Source organism: Sphingomonas sp. BK036 (assembly GCF_004216825.1).
GTDB lineage: Bacteria > Pseudomonadota > Alphaproteobacteria > Sphingomonadales > Sphingomonadaceae > Sphingomonas.
Genome location: NZ_SGXR01000004.1, coordinates 450,631 through 465,784, shown reverse-complemented (window position 1 = coordinate 465,784; position 15,154 = coordinate 450,631). Strand labels below are relative to the sequence as shown.

Genomic DNA, 15,154 nt, shown 5'->3' with positions numbered 1-15,154 from the left:
TCGGCGCATCGTTCCGTTAGCCAGCGGGCTTCGGCATGGGGTGACGCGACACGAAACCGGACGCTAAGGGCGGCGCATGACCATATTACTCACCGGCTCCAGCCGCGGCATCGGCGCGGCGATCCATCTGGCGCTGACCGACGCCGGCGCCTCCGTCATCGGGCACGGGACCGCGAGCGGCATCCCCGCCGACTTCGCCGATCCCGCAGGCCCCACGGCGTTGTGGAACGCTGCGCTGGAGCAGGCGGGCGGGACGATCGACGTGCTGATCAACAATGCGGGCGTGTTCGAGGCCAGTCCGCTCGGTGACGACGACTGGACCGCGCAGTGGGAGCGGACGATGCGGATCAACCTAACCGCGTCCGCCGAACTGTGCCGGTTGGCGGTGCTGCACTGGCAATCGCGGGGACGCCAGGGCTGGAAGGGGGGTGGCCGGATCGTCAACATCGCCAGCCGCGCCGCCTATCGCGGCGATTCGCCCTCGCACTGGCATTATGCCGCGTCGAAGGCCGGAATGGTGGCAATGACCAAGACCATTGCCCGAGGCTATGCCCGCGAGGGGATACTGGCGTTCGCGGTGTGTCCGGGGTTCACGATGACCGGGATGGCAGACGACTATCTGTCGAGCCGCGGGGGCGATGCGTTGCTGGCGGAAATTCCGCTGGGCCGGGTTGCGGCGCCTGAAGAGGTGGCGGCGGCGGCGAAGTTTCTCGCGTTGGAGGCGCCGGCCTCGATGACGGGATCGGTGATCGACGTGAATGGAGCGAGCTATGTCCGATAGTTGGAAGCTGACTCTGCCCTGCACGCGCGCGGAGGCGGAGGCGATCGATGCAAGCGACGACCTCGGTAACGCGATCCCGGGCGACGCCGTGCTGATGACGACCGAGGAGATCGAGGACGACGTCGAATCGTGGCGGCTCGATGCGTATTTCGAGCATGAGCCGGCGGCCGACACGGTCGCGGCGGTGCGCGCGCTGGTGCCGAGTGCGGCGGGCGCCGAGATCGCGGTCGAGCGGTTGGGCGATGCCGATTGGGTGACGATGAGCCAGGCGGGGCTCGAGCCTTTGTCGGTCGGGCGGTTCTTCGTGCATACCGGCGCGCATGCGGGCGCGGCGCCGGCGGACAAGCGCGCGTTCCTGATCGAGGCGAGCCGCGCGTTCGGGACCGGGCATCACGAGACGACCAGCGGGTGTCTTGCGATGCTCGACGGGATGGCGGACGCGACGTTCGCGAACGTGATCGATATCGGGACGGGGACCGGGCTGCTCGCGTTCGCGGCGGCCCATCTGTGGCCCGAGGCAGCGATGATGGGGACGGATATCGATCCGGTCTCGATCGACGTCACGCGCGAGAACGCGGATCTGAACGGGGTTTGCGGGATCGAATTGATCGTGGCGGATGGCACGCTCGACGATGCGATCGTGGCGGCGGCGCCGTATGACCTGGTGATCGCGAATATCCTGGCGGGGCCGCTGGTGTCGATGGCGCCCGAGATCGCGTCGATCGCCGAATCAGGGGCGACGATCGTGCTGGCGGGGTTGCTGGAGACGCAGCGCAGTGGCGTGGTCGCGGCGTATGAGGCGTGCGGGTGTTCGCTCGAGGCGGTCGACCGGCGCGGGGATTGGAGTGTGCTTCGGTTGAAGGCGGGGGCTGAGCGGTTCGTGGCCGATGGGCCGTTCGATCCGAAGGGGCGCGATGGGTGGGCGCTGGATATTTAACGGCTGCCGGAGGCGTGTTCCCCCGCGGAGGCGGGGGTCCAGTCTGGGCCCCCGCCTTCGCGAGGGAACAGGTTGGTAAGGGTGCCCTCCCCTCACCCCCAACACCACCCCGGCGGAGGCCGGGGGCTAATTGGGATGGCGGTGCGGCTCTATTCCAGAGGTTCGCCCAATTGGGCCCCGGCCTTCGCCGGGGTGGGGGGGGAGCGCGCCGGGGTGGTGGTGTTATGCCGGGGTGGTGGATGCTATGCGGTGAGCGTTGTTAGCTTCGCGGTCGCGTAGTGCTGCGTTCCCTCGGTCAGCACGACATCGCCCGGCTCGATCTGCGCGACGGGGATGTCCGGCAGCGCCTTCAGTTCCTCGTACAACGGCGCGAAGTCGGTCTCGACCGTCAGCCGCAACAGCTCGTCGAAGCTGGGGATGACGAAGTAGTTCTGCTGGAAATCGTCGATCCGATACTCGGTCCGCATCACGCGCGCGAGGTCGAGCGCGATGCGGTTGGGACTGGGATCGTCGAGCGCGAACCGCGTTTCCGCATAGCTGGAGACGATCCCCGAGCCATAGATCCGCAGGCCCTCGGGTTCGGCGATCAGGCCGAACTCGACCGTGTACCAGTAGAGCCGCCCGAGATATTTCAGCGCGTCGAGCCCGAGCGCGCGCTGGCCGCCGCGGCCATAGGCGGCGAGGTAATCAGCGAACACCGGGTCGGCGAGCATCGGCACGTGGCCGAAGACGTCGTGGAAGACGTCGGGCTCCTGGAGATAATCGAGCTGGTCAGGACGACGGATGAAATTGCCTGCGACGAAGCGGCGATTGGCCATGTGATCGAAGAACACGTCGTCGGGGACGAGGCCGGGGACCGCGACGACCGACCAGCCGGTGAGCTTCATCAGGCGTTCGGACAGCTCCTCGAAATCGGGGATGCCGGGTTTCGAGAGCTTGAGCACGTCGAGCCCGCGCAGCCACGCGTTCGAGGCGCGGCCGGGGAGCAGTTTCGACTGGCGCGCGAACAGCGTGTCCCAGGTCGCGTGATCCTCCGCGGTATAGGCCGCCCAGTTTTGCGGGATCGTCCAGTCGGGAGCGCCTTCGGGCGGCGTGCTCAGCACGTGCGTTTCTTCTGCCATGCGCATCGTCTAGCATGACGGAATGAAGACGGAAATGCGCGCGATCAGGCTGATTTTAGGGGGTATCGCGGCAGTGTTGGTGCTGGTCGCGAGCTATGCCGTCGCGGGTCTGGTGGGAGGTGCGATCCCGAGCAATCGTGACTGGGCGCCGCCTGCGCACGGGATCCGCATCTTCGTCGAAAGCAACGGGGTGCATACCGGGATCATCGTGCCGAAGGTCGCGGCGGGTGTGGACTGGCGCGGCGTCGCACGCGCGGAGGACCTGCGCGATCCGCGGTTTGCGGGCTATGATCATGTGTCGTTCGGATGGGGGGAGAAGACGTTCTACCTCGAGACGCCGACCTGGGCCGAGGTGAAGCTGCGCACGGTGCTGGCGGCGGCGACCGGAAGCACGCGGACGTTGATGCATGTCGAGCATCTGCCGGTGCCGCGGGCGGGGGATGGCGCTCGGGAGATCGTGGTGACGCCGGCGCAGTATCGGCGGCTGGCAGCGTATATCCGGGCGAGCTTTCGCGACGGGCGCGCGCGGTATTGGGGCTACGCGGGGTATGACGCATTTTACGACGCGAACGGCCGGTATGATGCGGTCCGGACTTGCAACAGCTGGACGGGGGATGCGCTTCGGTTCGCCGGGGTACGGGTCGGGGCTTGGACGCCGTTTCCGGTTACGGTGATGGGGTGGTTCTGAAGACTGTTCTCCCGCGAAGGCGGGAGTCCAGACTGGGCTCCCGCCTTCGCGGGAGAACAAGGCCGTGAAAAGCACCATATCCCGGGCCACCACCCCGGCGGAGGCCGGGGTCCAGTTAGAGGACGTTGCTGACAGAGGACTGAGCGCCGTTACCTCTGTTTCCCAACTGGGCCCCGGCCTTCGCCGGGGTGGTGTCGAGGGGTTGGCGCGCCGCTTAGTTCCCCGCGCGATAGCCCTGATACTGCCCGCATTCCGAGCGCTGCGGGTCCTTCCTGCACCGCTTGGCGAGTTCCTTGCGCTGCTTGCCCTCCTCGGCCTCCTGCTTGCGCATCTTGCGGCCGTAATTGCGGTCCGATTCCTCCTGGCTTGTCGTCGTCCAGTCGACCGCCTTGCCGGCGACCTGGAACGGCGCCTTCACGATCGAGGTAGCGGTGCTGATGCAGCCACTGACGAGGAACGGCAGGACAGCCAGCACGGGAAGGACTTTACGCATTTACTTCACTCCTGTGCGCACCCTGTCGCGCGCCTGGGCACCGTATAGCGGAAAATCGGTGAAGAATCCGTCGATACCTTGGGCGAGGCCGGCGTCGATCTCACCCGCGATGTCACCGTGGGCCGCCGGGTCCGCGCCGCGGCGGAAGCGTTCGGGTTCGAAGTAATTTTCGGCGCGGTAGGTCCAGGGGTGGACGCGCAGACCCGCCGCATGCGCGTCGGCGACCAGCGTCGTCGGTGTCGCGCCGGACCAGAGCATCTCCTTGCCCGGGCCGATCCCATAGGCATAGGCCGCAACCGCCTTCAGGCCGTCGGGCGTGATCATCGCCTTGTAGCTCGGCTGCGCGCGATCGGCGGGGGCGCCCTGCCCGTCCATCAGCTGGATCAGCCGGACCTTGGTCATCGTATGGAGCCGCTGGAGGTTCTTCACCTCGAACGACTGGATGAAGACGGGCGCCTTGGCCGAATCCCAGCCCGCCTCGCGCAGTTCGGCGACGAGCTTAGCGTCCGTCGGGTGGCCGATGCTCGCGAAATAGGTAGGGTGCTTCGTCTCGGGATAAATGCCGATCGTGCGGCCCGTCTCCTTCGAGCGGCGTTTTGCCAGCGCGATGATCTCGGCGAGCGTCGGGATCTCGAACTGGCCGTCATAGGCGGTGTTCGCGGGACGTAGCTTGGGCAGGCGTTCCTTCGCGCGCAACGTCTTCAGTTCGGCGAGCGTGAAATCCTCGACGAACCAGCCGGTCATTGCCTGGCCGTCGATCGTCTTGGTGGTTTTGCGGGCGGCGAATTCGGGATGATCGGCGACGTTGGTCGTGTCCGCGATGTTGTTCTCGTGCCGCGCGACGAGCACGTCGTCCTTGGTCGGGACCAGATCGGGCTCGATGAAGTCCGCCCCCTGGTCGATCGCGAGCGAGTAGGCGGCCAGCGTGTGCTCGGGTCGCAACCCGCTCGCGCCGCGGTGCGCGATGACGATCGGGGGCACGATCGGGGGCGACAAGGGGTGCAGGTCCGGGGTCATGGCAGCAGCTTGCCCGCTCGCGGCAATGAACGCCAGCGTACCAAGGCGTGAGAGCCAGTCGCAATAGGAAACCATTGGTCGCATCGGCGTTCAGTCCTCGTATTTCCGAAATTCCCAGCGCTAAACTAGGGGTCCTCCCATGCATTTCACGATCAATGGTCAATCATATGACGCAGAGCCTGATATTCGTACGTCGGTGCTTGATCTATGTCGCGAACATCTCGGGCTGACGGGCTCGAAAAAGGGTTGCGACCATGGCCAGTGCGGGGCGTGCACCGTCTTGATCAACGGGCGCCGGGTCAATTCGTGCCTGACGCTCGCCGTCATGCACCAGGACGACGAGATCACGACGATCGAGGGCATCGGCCAGCCGGGCAACCTCCATCCGCTGCAGGACGCGTTCGTGCGGCATGACGGCTATCAGTGCGGCTATTGCACGCCGGGGCAGATCTGCTCGGCAGTCGGTATGCTCGACGAGGTCAAGAAGGGCTGGGCCAGCCACGCCTCGGGCGACCTGACCGATCCGCAGTTCGACGATGCCGAGATTTCGGAGCGGATGAGCGGCAATTTGTGCCGTTGCGCCGCTTATCCGAACATCGTCGATGCGATCCGCGAAGTCGGCGACACCGCGCCCAAAGGCCGGTCCGCGGACGAGAAGGACGCGGCGATGGACGCCAATGCGCGCGGGGAGCTTGTAGCATGAAGACCTTCACCTACGAAAAGCCCGCCACGCCCGAGGCTGCGGCGCAGGACGCCGGCACGACCGGCGCAAAGTTCATCGCGGGCGGGACCAACCTGCTCGACCTGATGAAGCTGCAGGTCGAGACGCCCGATAAGCTCGTCGACATCAGCCGCCTGGATCTTGCAAAGATCGAGGAGCGCGAGGATGGCGGGCTGACGATCGGCGCGCTGGTGCCGAACAGCGATCTGGCCGCCGACCGCCGCGTCGTCGCCAAGTACGAGGTGCTGAGCCGCGCGTTGCTCGCCGGCGCGTCGGGGCAGTTGCGCAACAAGGCGTCGACCGGGGGCAATCTGCTCCAGCGGACGCGCTGCTATTATTTCTACGACACCGCGGCGGCGTGCAACAAGCGTGAGCCGGGCAGCGGCTGTTCGGCGATCGGCGGCTTCAACCGCATCCTCGCGATCCTCGGCACCAGCGAGCAGTGCATCGCGACTCATCCGAGCGACATGGCGGTGGCGATGCGCGCGCTCGACGCGACGATCGTGACGCTGAAGGCGGATGGCGATCGTCGACGGATCTCGATCCATGAGTTCTATCGCCTGCCGGGCGACACGCCGCAGATCGAGAATGCGCTCGAGGCGGGTGAACTGATCACGCATATCGAGCTTCCCGCGCCGCCGAAGGGCAAGCAGGAATATCGCAAGGTGCGCGATCGTGCGTCCTATGCGTTCGCGCTCGTGTCGGTGGCCGCCGTCGTCGACGTGCAGGACGGCGTGATCGCGTCCGCCTCGCTCGCGTTCGGCGGGCTCGGGCCGATGCCGTGGCGCAATCCCGCGGTCGAGGCCGCACTGGTCGGCAAGGCACCGTCGGACGAGGCGTTCGAGGCTGCGGCCACGGCCCTGCTCGCCGATGCCAAGGGCTATGGCTCGAACGACTTCAAGATCCCCCTCGCCCGTCGCACGCTGATCGCGGCGCTGCGCACCGTAACGGGAGCATAAGCATGTTCGGTTTTGGAACCACCAACAGCCTGACGATGGACAAGCCGCATCCGGACAGTCTTCTGGATACCGGCGTTCAGGGCGTTATCGGCAAGCCGCTCGACCGGATCGACGGTCCGCTGAAGGTCACCGGCACCGCGACCTATGCGGCGGAATATCAGTTCGACGACATGGCATACGGCGTGCTCGTCGGCACGAAGATCTCCGCGGGTAAGATCGTCTCGATCGACGTCGATGCCGTGAAGAGCATGCCAGGCGTGCTCGACGTCGTCACCGACTTCGACCAGTTCATCCGCGTGTCCGCACAGGGTGGCGCGACCGATGCGCCGACTCAGGGCGTGAAGGACGTCGCGTTCTTCGGCCAGATCGTCGCGATCGTGCTCGCCGAGAGCTTCGAGGTTGCGCGCGATGCAGCGGCTCGGCTGCCGATCGTGTATGACGAGGCGGGGGGCCAGTATGACTTCGCGGCGCACCGCGACGAGACGCGGACTCCGCCCGACGACGCAGCGCCTGCGCATTTCAAGCAGGGCGATGTCGACACGGCGATGGCCGATGCGGCGGTGACGGTTGACTCGACCTATGTCACGCCGAGCCAGAATTCGGCGGCGATGGAGCCGCATGCCTCGACCGCGGTGTGGGAAGAGGATGGCTCGCTGACGCTGTACGGCGCGTACCAGATGCCGACGTCGGATGCGCAGCAGCTCGCCAAGTCTCTTGGCCTGTCGGCGAAGAAGGTCCGGATCGTCGCGCGGTATATCGGTGGCGGGTTCGGGTCGAAGCTCGGCATCGCGCCCGAGAGCGTCGCGGCGGCGATCGCCGCCAAGCAGCTTGGCCGTCCGGTCAAGGCGGTGATGTCGCGTCCGCAGGTGTTCGAGGCAACCGTGCGTCGCTCGAATACCGAGCAGCGCGTGCGGCTCGCGGCGAATGCCGAGGGCAAGCTGACCGCGATCGGGCACGAGACGCTCGCATCGAACCAGTCGACCGAGGATTATTTCGAGCCCGCCGGCATCGGCACGCACCTGTTGTACGGCGGCGAGAACCGGCTGATCACGCATGATCTGGTCGATGTGAACCTCGTGCTGTCGGGCTCGATGCGTGCGCCGGGCGAAGCGGTCGGGATGCTGGCGCTCGAGGGTGCGATGGATGAGCTGGCGGAAAAGCTCGGCATGGATCCGATCGAGCTGCGCAAGCGCAACGATCCTAAGATCGACCCCGAGAAGGACGTCCCTTATTCGTCGCGCAACCTGACCCGCGCGCTCGACGAAGGTGCGGCGAAGTTCGGGTGGGACAAGCGCCAGAAGGCCGGCACGCGTCGCGAAGGCGAGTGGCTGATCGGCATGGGCGTATCGTCCGCGGTGCGCGGCAACATGATGATGGAATCGTCCGCCAAGGTCGAAATCCATCCCGACGGCTCGGCCACCGTGTCGTCGGCGATGACCGATATCGGTACGGGCAGCTACACGATCCTGGCGCAGATCGCGTCGGAGATTCTGGGTATCCCGGTCGCGAACATCACGATGGCGCTGGGCGATACCAACGATCCCCCCGCGGCAGGTTCGGGCGGGTCGTGGGGCGCGGCCTCGTCGGGCACCGCGGTGTATCTCGCCTGCGAGATGCTGCGCGGCAAGCTCGCCAAGGCAATGGACGTCGAGGAAGACGGCCTGACGCTGAAGGACGGGAACGCGATCGGTGACAACCGCTCGACCCCGATCGGCGAGCTGGTCGGCAAGGGTCTCGAGGCGACCGGACACATCAAGCCGGGCAAGCAGGAGAAGGAAACGTCGCAGGCGGGGTTCGGCGCGCATTTCGCGGAGGTCGCGGTCAACGTGATCACCGGCGAGACACGCGTGCGGCGGATGCTGGGGTCGTTCGCGGCGGGGCGTGTGCTCAACGCGAAGACCGCGCGGTCGCAGTGCCTGGGCGGGATGACCTTCGGGATCGGTACCGCGCTGACCGAGGACCTGATCCACGACACGCGGACCGGCAAGCTGGTGAACCACGATCTTGGCGAATATCACGTGCCGGCCAATGCGGACGTGCCGCAGATGGACGTGCATTTCGTCGACGAGCGCGACATCCATGCGAACCCCATTCACGCGAAGGGTATTGGCGAGCTGGGGATCTCGGGTGCGGGCGCCGCGGTGGCGAACGCGGTGTATAACGCCACCGGGATCCGGGTGCGCGAGTTCCCGATCACGCTCGACAGGCTGCTGGATCAGTTGCCGGCGGTTTGAGGCGAGGCCTGTTCCCCCGCGGAGGCGGGGGTCCAGGAGCCACGAACGCCTCCGGCTGTAACTCTGGATCCCCGCCTCCGCGGGGAAACAGAGATGGCGGCGTTGACCTATAAAACTACTTCCCCGGCGGAGGCCGGGGCCCAATTGGCAAGGCTTTGATAACGGCTTTCAGCACGTCGTTATTGTCGTCCCCCGATTGGGCCCCGGCCTTCGCCGGGGTTGTATTGGGTGATGGGCAACGCCCCTCGTCAAACGCGCCGCCCGATCCTATCTCAAGCACTCCACCCGAGGATGCCAGAATGAACGAACACGTGATGGATGCGGCGTTTCGGCCTGCGGGGCTTGGCCGCGCGAAGCAGGGCGTTCTTGGGCTGGGACTGGACCGGATCGAAGGGCCCGCAAAGGTCACCGGTGTTGCCGATTATGCATATGAAGGAACACCCGAGGGCATCGCCTATGCCGCGATCGTCGGCACGCCGGTCGGCAGCGGACGCATTCTCGGGATCGACGTGAGCGCGGCGGAGGCGTCGCCCGGCGTCATCGCGGTCCTTTACGGCGACCCGCGGATGCCCGCGGGCGAGTCCAATTCGCGCGCGATGCCGTTGTTTGATACCGACGTTATCCTCCACCTCGGCCAGCCGGTCGCGATCGTCGTTGCCGAGGATCAGGTGATCGCGCGCGACGCTGCCGCGCTAGTCATGGTCCGTACGGAAGCGGGCGAGGACCGCTTCGACGTCGAGGCGCAGCCGGTCGATACCAAGCCCGAGATCGGCTTCCTCGCCCCCGTCGACAACGGCGATCTCGACGCGGTGATGGCGGGTGCGGCGGTGACGTTCGACCGGACCTACACGACGCCGGTGCATTTCCCCGCTGCGCTCGAACCGCATGCGACCACCGCGTGGTGGGAGGACGGCAAGCTAACGGTGCGTACCAGCAACCAGGTGATCGGCGGCGCGCGCAAGACGATCGCCAAGGCGCTCAAGATCGACGCGGACTCGGTGCGCGTGCTCGCACCTTATGTGGGCGGCGGGTTCGGCGGGAAGACCGGCGTCGGTGCCGAGGCGATCCTCGCGGCGATCGCGGCAGAGGTCGTCGGGCGACCGGTGAAGATCGCGCTGCCGCGCCGCCAGACCGCGTACATGGTCCACCACCGCTCGCACACCACGCAGCGTATCCGGATCGCCGCGGACAAGGACGGCGTGATCCTCGGGATGGGGCATGAAAGCGTCGTCGCACAGAACGACGATGGCGAGTTTCTTGAGCCGGTGCCGTTCGGGACGCTCCCGCTGTACCGGGGCGAGGCGCGGCGGTTCAAGACCGACCTCGTTCGCGTCGACCTGCCCGCGAGCGGTGCGGTGCGCGCGCCAGGCGAGGCGGTCGGCACGTTCGGCATCGAGTGCGCGATGGACGAGCTGGCCGAGCAGCTCGGGCTCGATCCGGTCGAACTGCGCCGCCGCAACGAACCCGAGACCGATCCGGTCAGCGGCAAGCCCTTCTCCACGCGGCGGATGCTCGATTGCTATGACCAGGGTGCCGCGCGGTTCGGTTGGCCCGCCACGCTGCCCGCGCCGGGATCGGTGCGCGAGGGCGAATGGCTGATCGGGATCGGCATGGCGGCAAGCCTGCGCGGCAATTTCACCGTCGAGGCGCAGGCGCGGGTGCGGCTGGAGGCGGATGGCCGCGCGACGGTCGAGTGCGACATGACCGATATCGGCACGGGGACGTACACGATCCTCGCGCAGACCGCGGGCGAGATGCTCGGCCTGCCGGTGGCTGACGTAACCGTGCGGCTGGGCGATACGGATTTACCGCCTAGCGCAGGCTCGGGTGGGTCGTTCGGCGCGGGGAGTGCTGCGTCCGCGGTGATGCTCGCCTGCGAGGATATCCTCGGCGAACTCGCGCTGCGGATGAACGCGGCGCCCGAAGAGCTGAGCCTGCACGACGGCTGCGTGAGCGCCGGCGGGCGACAGGTGGCTCTGGCCGATCTCGTCCGCGGCGACCCGATCGTGGCGATGGGCAAGACCGGGCCGGGCAAGGAGAGCAAGCGCACGAGCCAGGCGAGCCACGGCGCGCACTTCGTCGAGGTCGCGGTGAACGCGGTGACGGGCGAGACGCGCGTGCGGCGGATGCTCGGCGTGTTCGATGTCGGCCGCCTTCTCAACCGCAAGACCGCGACGAGCCAGATCACCGGCGGGATGGCGTGGGGGATTGCCTATGCGCTGAGCGAAGAGGGCATCGTCGACACGCGGACCGGCGCGTTCGTGAACCCCGATTTCGGCGAATATCACGTCGCGGTGAACGCCGATATTCCGCAGCTCGAGGTGCATTTCATCGAGGAGATCGACGACTCCGCCAATCCGGCCGGCGCGAAGGGCGTCGGCGAGCTTGGCATCTCGGGCGCAGGCGCGGCGGTGGCGAACGCGATCTACAACGCGACTGGGGTGCGGGTGCGAGACTTCCCGGTGACGCTCGACAAGCTGTTGGCAGGATTGCCCGCCGTTTGATCCTCCCCGGCACGGGGAGGGGGACCGCGCCTCTTGGCGGGGTGGAGGGGGTGGCCCCAAAAGCGTAACGTTTGCGGCTGGCCCCCTCCACCAGCTGCGCTGGTCCCCCTCCCCGGTTCCGGGGAGGATTAGAAAGAGAACGAGACATGGCCGAAAACGATAGCGTGATTGCCGCCGCCAAGGCGTGGAAGGGCGAAAAGATGGCGATTGCCACGGTCGTCTCGACCTGGGGATCCGCGCCGCGGCCCAAGGGTAGCCATATGCTCGTCCACGCCGATGGCCGGTTCGAAGGATCCGTGTCGGGCGGGTGCGTCGAGAGCGATATTCTCGCGACCGCCGCCGAGGTGATCGCTGGCGCGCCGTTCCAAGTGCGCAACTACGGTGTCGCGGACGCGGCGGCGTGGGAAGTCGGGCTGCCGTGTGGCGGCGAGATCGCGGTGATGATGCAGCCGGTGTCGGTCGAGGGGTTCGATCCCGAGCTGTTCGACCGGATCGCCGACGCGCGCGACCAGGGCGATGCGCTGACCGTCACCACCGACCTCAAGACCGGGCATAGCGACGCGCGGCCGCTCGAGACGGGGGAGGTGTTCGTCAACCGCTACGACCCGCCGCGCCGGCTGCTGATCGTGGGCGCGGTGCAGATCGCACAGGCGCTGGCCGGCCTCGCGCGCGAGCTCGGGATCGAGACGATCGTGATCGATCCGCGCGCGCGCTTCCTGACCGAGGAGCGCTTCCCCGGGGTAACGCTCGACGATCGTTGGCCCGACGAGGCGATTACGGCGCTGCGCCCCGGCCCGTCGACCGCGGTCGTGACGCTCAGCCACGATATCAAGATCGACGATCCTGCGCTGATCGCTGCGCTCGCCACCGACGCCGCCTATGTCGGCGCGCTCGGCAGTCGCAAGAGCCATGCGGCACGGCGCGAGCGGCTTGCCAGCGAGGGCGTTACGGCGGAGAATATCGACCGGATCGATGCGCCGGTCGGGCTCGACATCGGCGCGATCGGGCCATCCGAGATTGCGCTGTCGGTCGCGGCGGCGATGATAGGAGCGTTCAATGATCGCCGCTGAAAACGTCTTTCTCATCCTCCTCGCCGCGGGGCGTTCGGAGCGGTTCGGCATCCCCAACAAGCTCGAGGTGCCGTTCCTCAACAAGCCGCTGGGGCTGCACGTCGTCACCGCGTTCGAGAACATCCCGTTCAAGCGGCGGCTGGTCGTCACCGATGGCTGCAAGCTCGATTTCATCAGCGAGCGGTTCGACGTAGTCCACAATGACGACCCGTCCTCGGGTATGTCGCAGTCGGTGAAGCTCGGCGTGCAGCGTGCCAAGGACGAGGGTGCGGAGGCGGTACTGATCGCGCTCGCCGACATGCCGCGCGTGACCGCGGCGCATATCTACCGGATGCTCGATGCCGCCGACAGCGCGGACGCGGTGGTCGCGTCGAGCGATGGCGAGAAACCGTCGCCCCCTGCCCTGTTCGGGCGCGAGCGATTCGATTTCCTGCTGACGCTGGACGGCGATGCGGGCGCGCGCGATCTTGTGAAGGCCGGGCGGCACGTCGTCACCGCGCCCGCCGAACTGATCGATATCGATACGCCGGAGGACCTGGAGCGGCTACAGGCACTCGTCCATGATCCCCGCGCGGCGATCACTCGTGCCTTAACGCGTCGATAGGGTTCATCGCGGCCGCGCGGCGGGCGGGGAAATAGCCGAACACCACGCCGATCACCGCCGAGATGACGAAGGCGAAGATGTTGATCTCGGGCACGAACAGCCACTGAACCTTGATCAATGGCGCGATGATCGCGATCGCGAGCTGCGCGATGACGAGCCCGATGACGCCGCCGAGGCACGACAGCGCGATCGCCTCGACGAGGAACTGCATCAATACCTCACGCGCGATCGCGCCGATCGCGAGGCGGATGCCGATCTCGCGCGTGCGTTCGGTAACCGACACCAGCATGATGTTCATGATGCCGATCCCGCCGACGACCAGGCTGATCCCGGCGACCGCGGCGACGATCCCGGTGAGCAAGGTCGTGGTGCCGGTCAGCGTGTCCGAAATCTGCTTGGTATCGAAGATGTTGAAATTGTTGTCCTGCCCCGCGGCGAGATGGCGACGCTCGCGCAGCAGATCGGTCAGCGATGCCTGGACCTGTTGCGTGTCATAGCCCTGATCGACGCCGACGAGGATCGCCGCGACGTTCTGGTTGCCGGTAAAGCGGCGCTGGACGGTCTTGATCGGCATGACCACGACATCGTCCTGATCGCCGCCGAAGCCGGCCTGCCCGCGCGTGCTGAGCGTGCCGATCACGTCGCACGAAATGTCGTTCAGGCGGATCCGTCGGCCGATCGGATCGACGCCGCGGAAGAGGTTCTGGATGACGGTGTTGCCGATGATGCAGACCGCCTTCCCCGCGGCTTCCTCCTGGCCCGTGAACAGGCGGCCGCCCGCAAGCGGCCAGGGCTGCACCTCGAAATAGGCGCCGGTGGTGCCGTTGATCGAGGTCGTCCAGTTCGCGCCGTTGTAGATCGCGGTGGCGCTGCGTTGCTCGGTCGGGGCGACCGCGGTGACGCCGGCGATCTGCCGCGCGATCGGATCGATGTCGTCCATCTTGAGCGGCGGCGGCGGTGGTCCGCCACCACCGCGGCCGAAGCCCTGGCCGGGACGGATCTGGAGGATGTTGGTGCCGAGCGACGAGATCGACTGCTGGACCGCGGCGGTGGTCGCCTTGCCGAGGGTGACCATCGTCACCACCGCGCCGACGCCGATGACGATGCCGAGGATGGTCAGGAACGAGCGCAGCAGATGGCGGCGGATTGAGCGGAGCGCGAGGACGAGCGTGGTGCCGAACATTAGTGCGTCGCTCCGGTATCGAGGACGCGGACTTGCTGCTCCCCTTCCGCTTGCGGGAGGGGTCGGGGGAGGGAATGACGTACGTACTGGCGTCCGGTGAGTGGGGCACGCCCCTCCCCCGTCCCCTCCCGCAGGCGGGAGGGGAGAAGATAGGTTGTCGTAATGGGGGCGCTCACGACTCCACCCTCTCGCCTTGGTGGTGCTGGCTGTCGATGCGTTCGACCAGGCCGTCCTTGAAGTGGACAACGGTGCGCGCAAACGCAGCCATGTCGGGTTCGTGCGTGACCATCAGCACGGTGATGTTCTTCTCCGCGTTGAGGCGCGTCAGCAGCTGCATGATCTCGATCGAGCGTTCGCTGTCGAGGTTGCCGGTCGGTTCGTCCGCCAGCAGCACGTCGGGGCTGGTCACCAGCGCACGCGCGATCGCGACTCGCTGTTGCTGGCCGCCGGACAGTTCGGCGGGGGTGTGATCCCACCAGTCGGCGAGGCCGACGGTATCGAGGCTCGCCATCGCCGCATCGCGCCGCGCGCGCTTCTCGTCGCCGCGGTACAGCAAGGGCAGTTCGACATTCTCCAGAGCGGACGTGCGCGAGAGCAGGTTGAAGCCCTGGAACACGAAGCCGAGATAATTGCGACGCAGCAGCGCGCGCTGATCGCGGTCAAGCGTCTCGACGTGGTGGCCGCGGAACGTGAACGTCCCCGCGCTCGGCACGTCTAGACAGCCGAGGATGTTCATCGTCGTCGACTTACCCGACCCCGACGGCCCCATCACCGCGACGAAATCGCCTGCCGCGATATCGAGGTCGACGCCTTTGAGCGCCTGGAACATCGTCGCGCCCGTG

General features: G+C 66.9%; 14 protein-coding genes. 9 read left to right on the top strand and 5 right to left on the bottom strand.

The annotated features are described in order from the left end of the window. Positions 1–76 precede the first annotated feature (76 nt). Complete coding sequence (locus EV283_RS09205) at positions 77–781, top strand: SDR family oxidoreductase (protein WP_130324626.1); 705 nt, start codon at positions 77–79, stop codon at positions 779–781. Continuing rightward, positions 771–1,718 carry a 50S ribosomal protein L11 methyltransferase gene (locus EV283_RS09200; RefSeq protein ID WP_130324624.1) on the top strand — a complete coding sequence of 316 codons (948 nt, stop codon included), beginning with the start codon at positions 771–773 and terminating at the stop codon, positions 1,716–1,718. The genes EV283_RS09205 and EV283_RS09200 overlap by 11 nt, the downstream gene beginning before the upstream one ends. Before the next feature lie 242 nt (positions 1,719–1,960). On the opposite strand, the gene phhA is transcribed toward EV283_RS09200, so the two are convergent. Further along, entirely contained in the window at positions 1,961–2,839 is an 879-nt protein-coding gene (phhA, locus tag EV283_RS09195) for a phenylalanine 4-monooxygenase (RefSeq protein WP_130324622.1), read from the bottom strand. 22 nt (positions 2,840–2,861) lie between these two features. On the opposite strand from phhA, the gene EV283_RS09190 reads away from it, so the two are divergent. Next, entirely contained in the window at positions 2,862–3,527 is a 666-nt protein-coding gene (locus EV283_RS09190) for a TIGR02117 family protein (RefSeq protein WP_242615885.1), read from the top strand. 214 nt (positions 3,528–3,741) lie between these two features. On the opposite strand, the gene EV283_RS09185 is transcribed toward EV283_RS09190, so the two are convergent. Continuing rightward, positions 3,742–4,020, bottom strand: a complete 279-nt coding sequence (locus tag EV283_RS09185; protein WP_056417775.1) for a hypothetical protein — start codon at positions 4,018–4,020, stop codon at positions 3,742–3,744. Further along, positions 4,021–5,037, bottom strand: coding sequence for a glycerophosphodiester phosphodiesterase (locus EV283_RS09180; RefSeq protein ID WP_130325090.1), 1,017 nt, complete (start codon positions 5,035–5,037; stop codon positions 4,021–4,023). A gap of 139 nt (positions 5,038–5,176) precedes the next feature. Here EV283_RS09180 and EV283_RS09175 point away from each other — a divergent pair, with 139 nt between their 5' ends. The 6 genes from EV283_RS09175 to EV283_RS09150 all read left to right on the top strand — a co-directional run bounded on the left by EV283_RS09175 (position 5,177) and on the right by EV283_RS09150 (position 13,129). Further along, complete coding sequence (locus EV283_RS09175; protein WP_130324620.1) at positions 5,177–5,740, top strand: 2Fe-2S iron-sulfur cluster-binding protein; 564 nt, start codon at positions 5,177–5,179, stop codon at positions 5,738–5,740. Continuing rightward, positions 5,737–6,717 carry a xanthine dehydrogenase family protein subunit M gene (locus tag EV283_RS09170; RefSeq protein WP_130324618.1) on the top strand — a complete coding sequence of 327 codons (981 nt, stop codon included), beginning with the start codon at positions 5,737–5,739 and terminating at the stop codon, positions 6,715–6,717. The genes EV283_RS09175 and EV283_RS09170 overlap by 4 nt, the downstream gene beginning before the upstream one ends. A 2-nt stretch (positions 6,718–6,719) precedes the next feature. After that, complete coding sequence (locus tag EV283_RS09165; RefSeq protein WP_130324616.1) at positions 6,720–8,951, top strand: xanthine dehydrogenase family protein molybdopterin-binding subunit; 2,232 nt, start codon at positions 6,720–6,722, stop codon at positions 8,949–8,951. A 299-nt stretch (positions 8,952–9,250) separates the two neighbouring features. Next, the gene (locus EV283_RS09160; RefSeq protein ID WP_130324614.1) at positions 9,251–11,455 is read left to right on the top strand and encodes a xanthine dehydrogenase family protein molybdopterin-binding subunit; all 2,205 of its coding nucleotides are present in this window, start codon (positions 9,251–9,253) and stop codon (positions 11,453–11,455) included. A gap of 146 nt (positions 11,456–11,601) precedes the next feature. Next, positions 11,602–12,525, top strand: coding sequence for an XdhC family protein (locus tag EV283_RS09155; protein ID WP_130324612.1), 924 nt, complete (start codon positions 11,602–11,604; stop codon positions 12,523–12,525). After that, entirely contained in the window at positions 12,512–13,129 is a 618-nt protein-coding gene (locus tag EV283_RS09150; protein WP_130324610.1) for a nucleotidyltransferase family protein, read from the top strand. Before EV283_RS09155 ends, EV283_RS09150 begins: the two co-directional genes overlap by 14 nt. Here EV283_RS09150 and EV283_RS09145 read toward each other — a convergent pair. Together EV283_RS09145 and EV283_RS09140 are read right to left on the bottom strand one after the other, a co-directional pair. After that, positions 13,104–14,312 (bottom strand): ABC transporter permease, encoded by a 1,209-nt coding sequence (locus tag EV283_RS09145; RefSeq protein WP_130324608.1) that lies wholly within the window; start codon positions 14,310–14,312, stop codon positions 13,104–13,106. The two genes, EV283_RS09150 and EV283_RS09145, sit on opposite strands and share 26 nt — an antisense overlap. 172 nt (positions 14,313–14,484) lie before the next feature. Next, a complete protein-coding gene (locus EV283_RS09140) occupies positions 14,485–15,141 on the bottom strand; it encodes an ABC transporter ATP-binding protein (protein WP_130325088.1) in 657 nt (218 codons plus the stop codon). Between the last annotated feature and the right edge of the window lie 13 nt (positions 15,142–15,154).

Coding starts and splice junctions, on each gene's coding strand:
- EV283_RS09205 (WP_130324626.1), top strand. CDS start 77: ATGACCATATTACTCACCGGCTCCAGCCGCGGCATCGGCGCGGCGATC.
- EV283_RS09200 (WP_130324624.1), top strand. CDS start 771: ATGTCCGATAGTTGGAAGCTGACTCTGCCCTGCACGCGCGCGGAGGCG.
- EV283_RS09155 (WP_130324612.1), top strand. CDS start 11,602: ATGGCCGAAAACGATAGCGTGATTGCCGCCGCCAAGGCGTGGAAGGGC.
- EV283_RS09150 (WP_130324610.1), top strand. CDS start 12,512: ATGATCGCCGCTGAAAACGTCTTTCTCATCCTCCTCGCCGCGGGGCGT.
- phhA (WP_130324622.1), bottom strand. CDS start 2,839: ATGGCAGAAGAAACGCACGTGCTGAGCACGCCGCCCGAAGGCGCTCCC.
- EV283_RS09185 (WP_056417775.1), bottom strand. CDS start 4,020: ATGCGTAAAGTCCTTCCCGTGCTGGCTGTCCTGCCGTTCCTCGTCAGT.
- EV283_RS09145 (WP_130324608.1), bottom strand. CDS start 14,312: ATGTTCGGCACCACGCTCGTCCTCGCGCTCCGCTCAATCCGCCGCCAT.
- EV283_RS09170 (WP_130324618.1), top strand. CDS start 5,737: ATGAAGACCTTCACCTACGAAAAGCCCGCCACGCCCGAGGCTGCGGCG.
- EV283_RS09165 (WP_130324616.1), top strand. CDS start 6,720: ATGTTCGGTTTTGGAACCACCAACAGCCTGACGATGGACAAGCCGCAT.
- EV283_RS09160 (WP_130324614.1), top strand. CDS start 9,251: ATGAACGAACACGTGATGGATGCGGCGTTTCGGCCTGCGGGGCTTGGC.
- EV283_RS09140 (WP_130325088.1), bottom strand. CDS start 15,141: ATGTTCCAGGCGCTCAAAGGCGTCGACCTCGATATCGCGGCAGGCGAT.
- EV283_RS09180 (WP_130325090.1), bottom strand. CDS start 5,037: ATGACCCCGGACCTGCACCCCTTGTCGCCCCCGATCGTGCCCCCGATC.
- EV283_RS09175 (WP_130324620.1), top strand. CDS start 5,177: ATGCATTTCACGATCAATGGTCAATCATATGACGCAGAGCCTGATATT.
- EV283_RS09190 (WP_242615885.1), top strand. CDS start 2,862: ATGAAGACGGAAATGCGCGCGATCAGGCTGATTTTAGGGGGTATCGCG.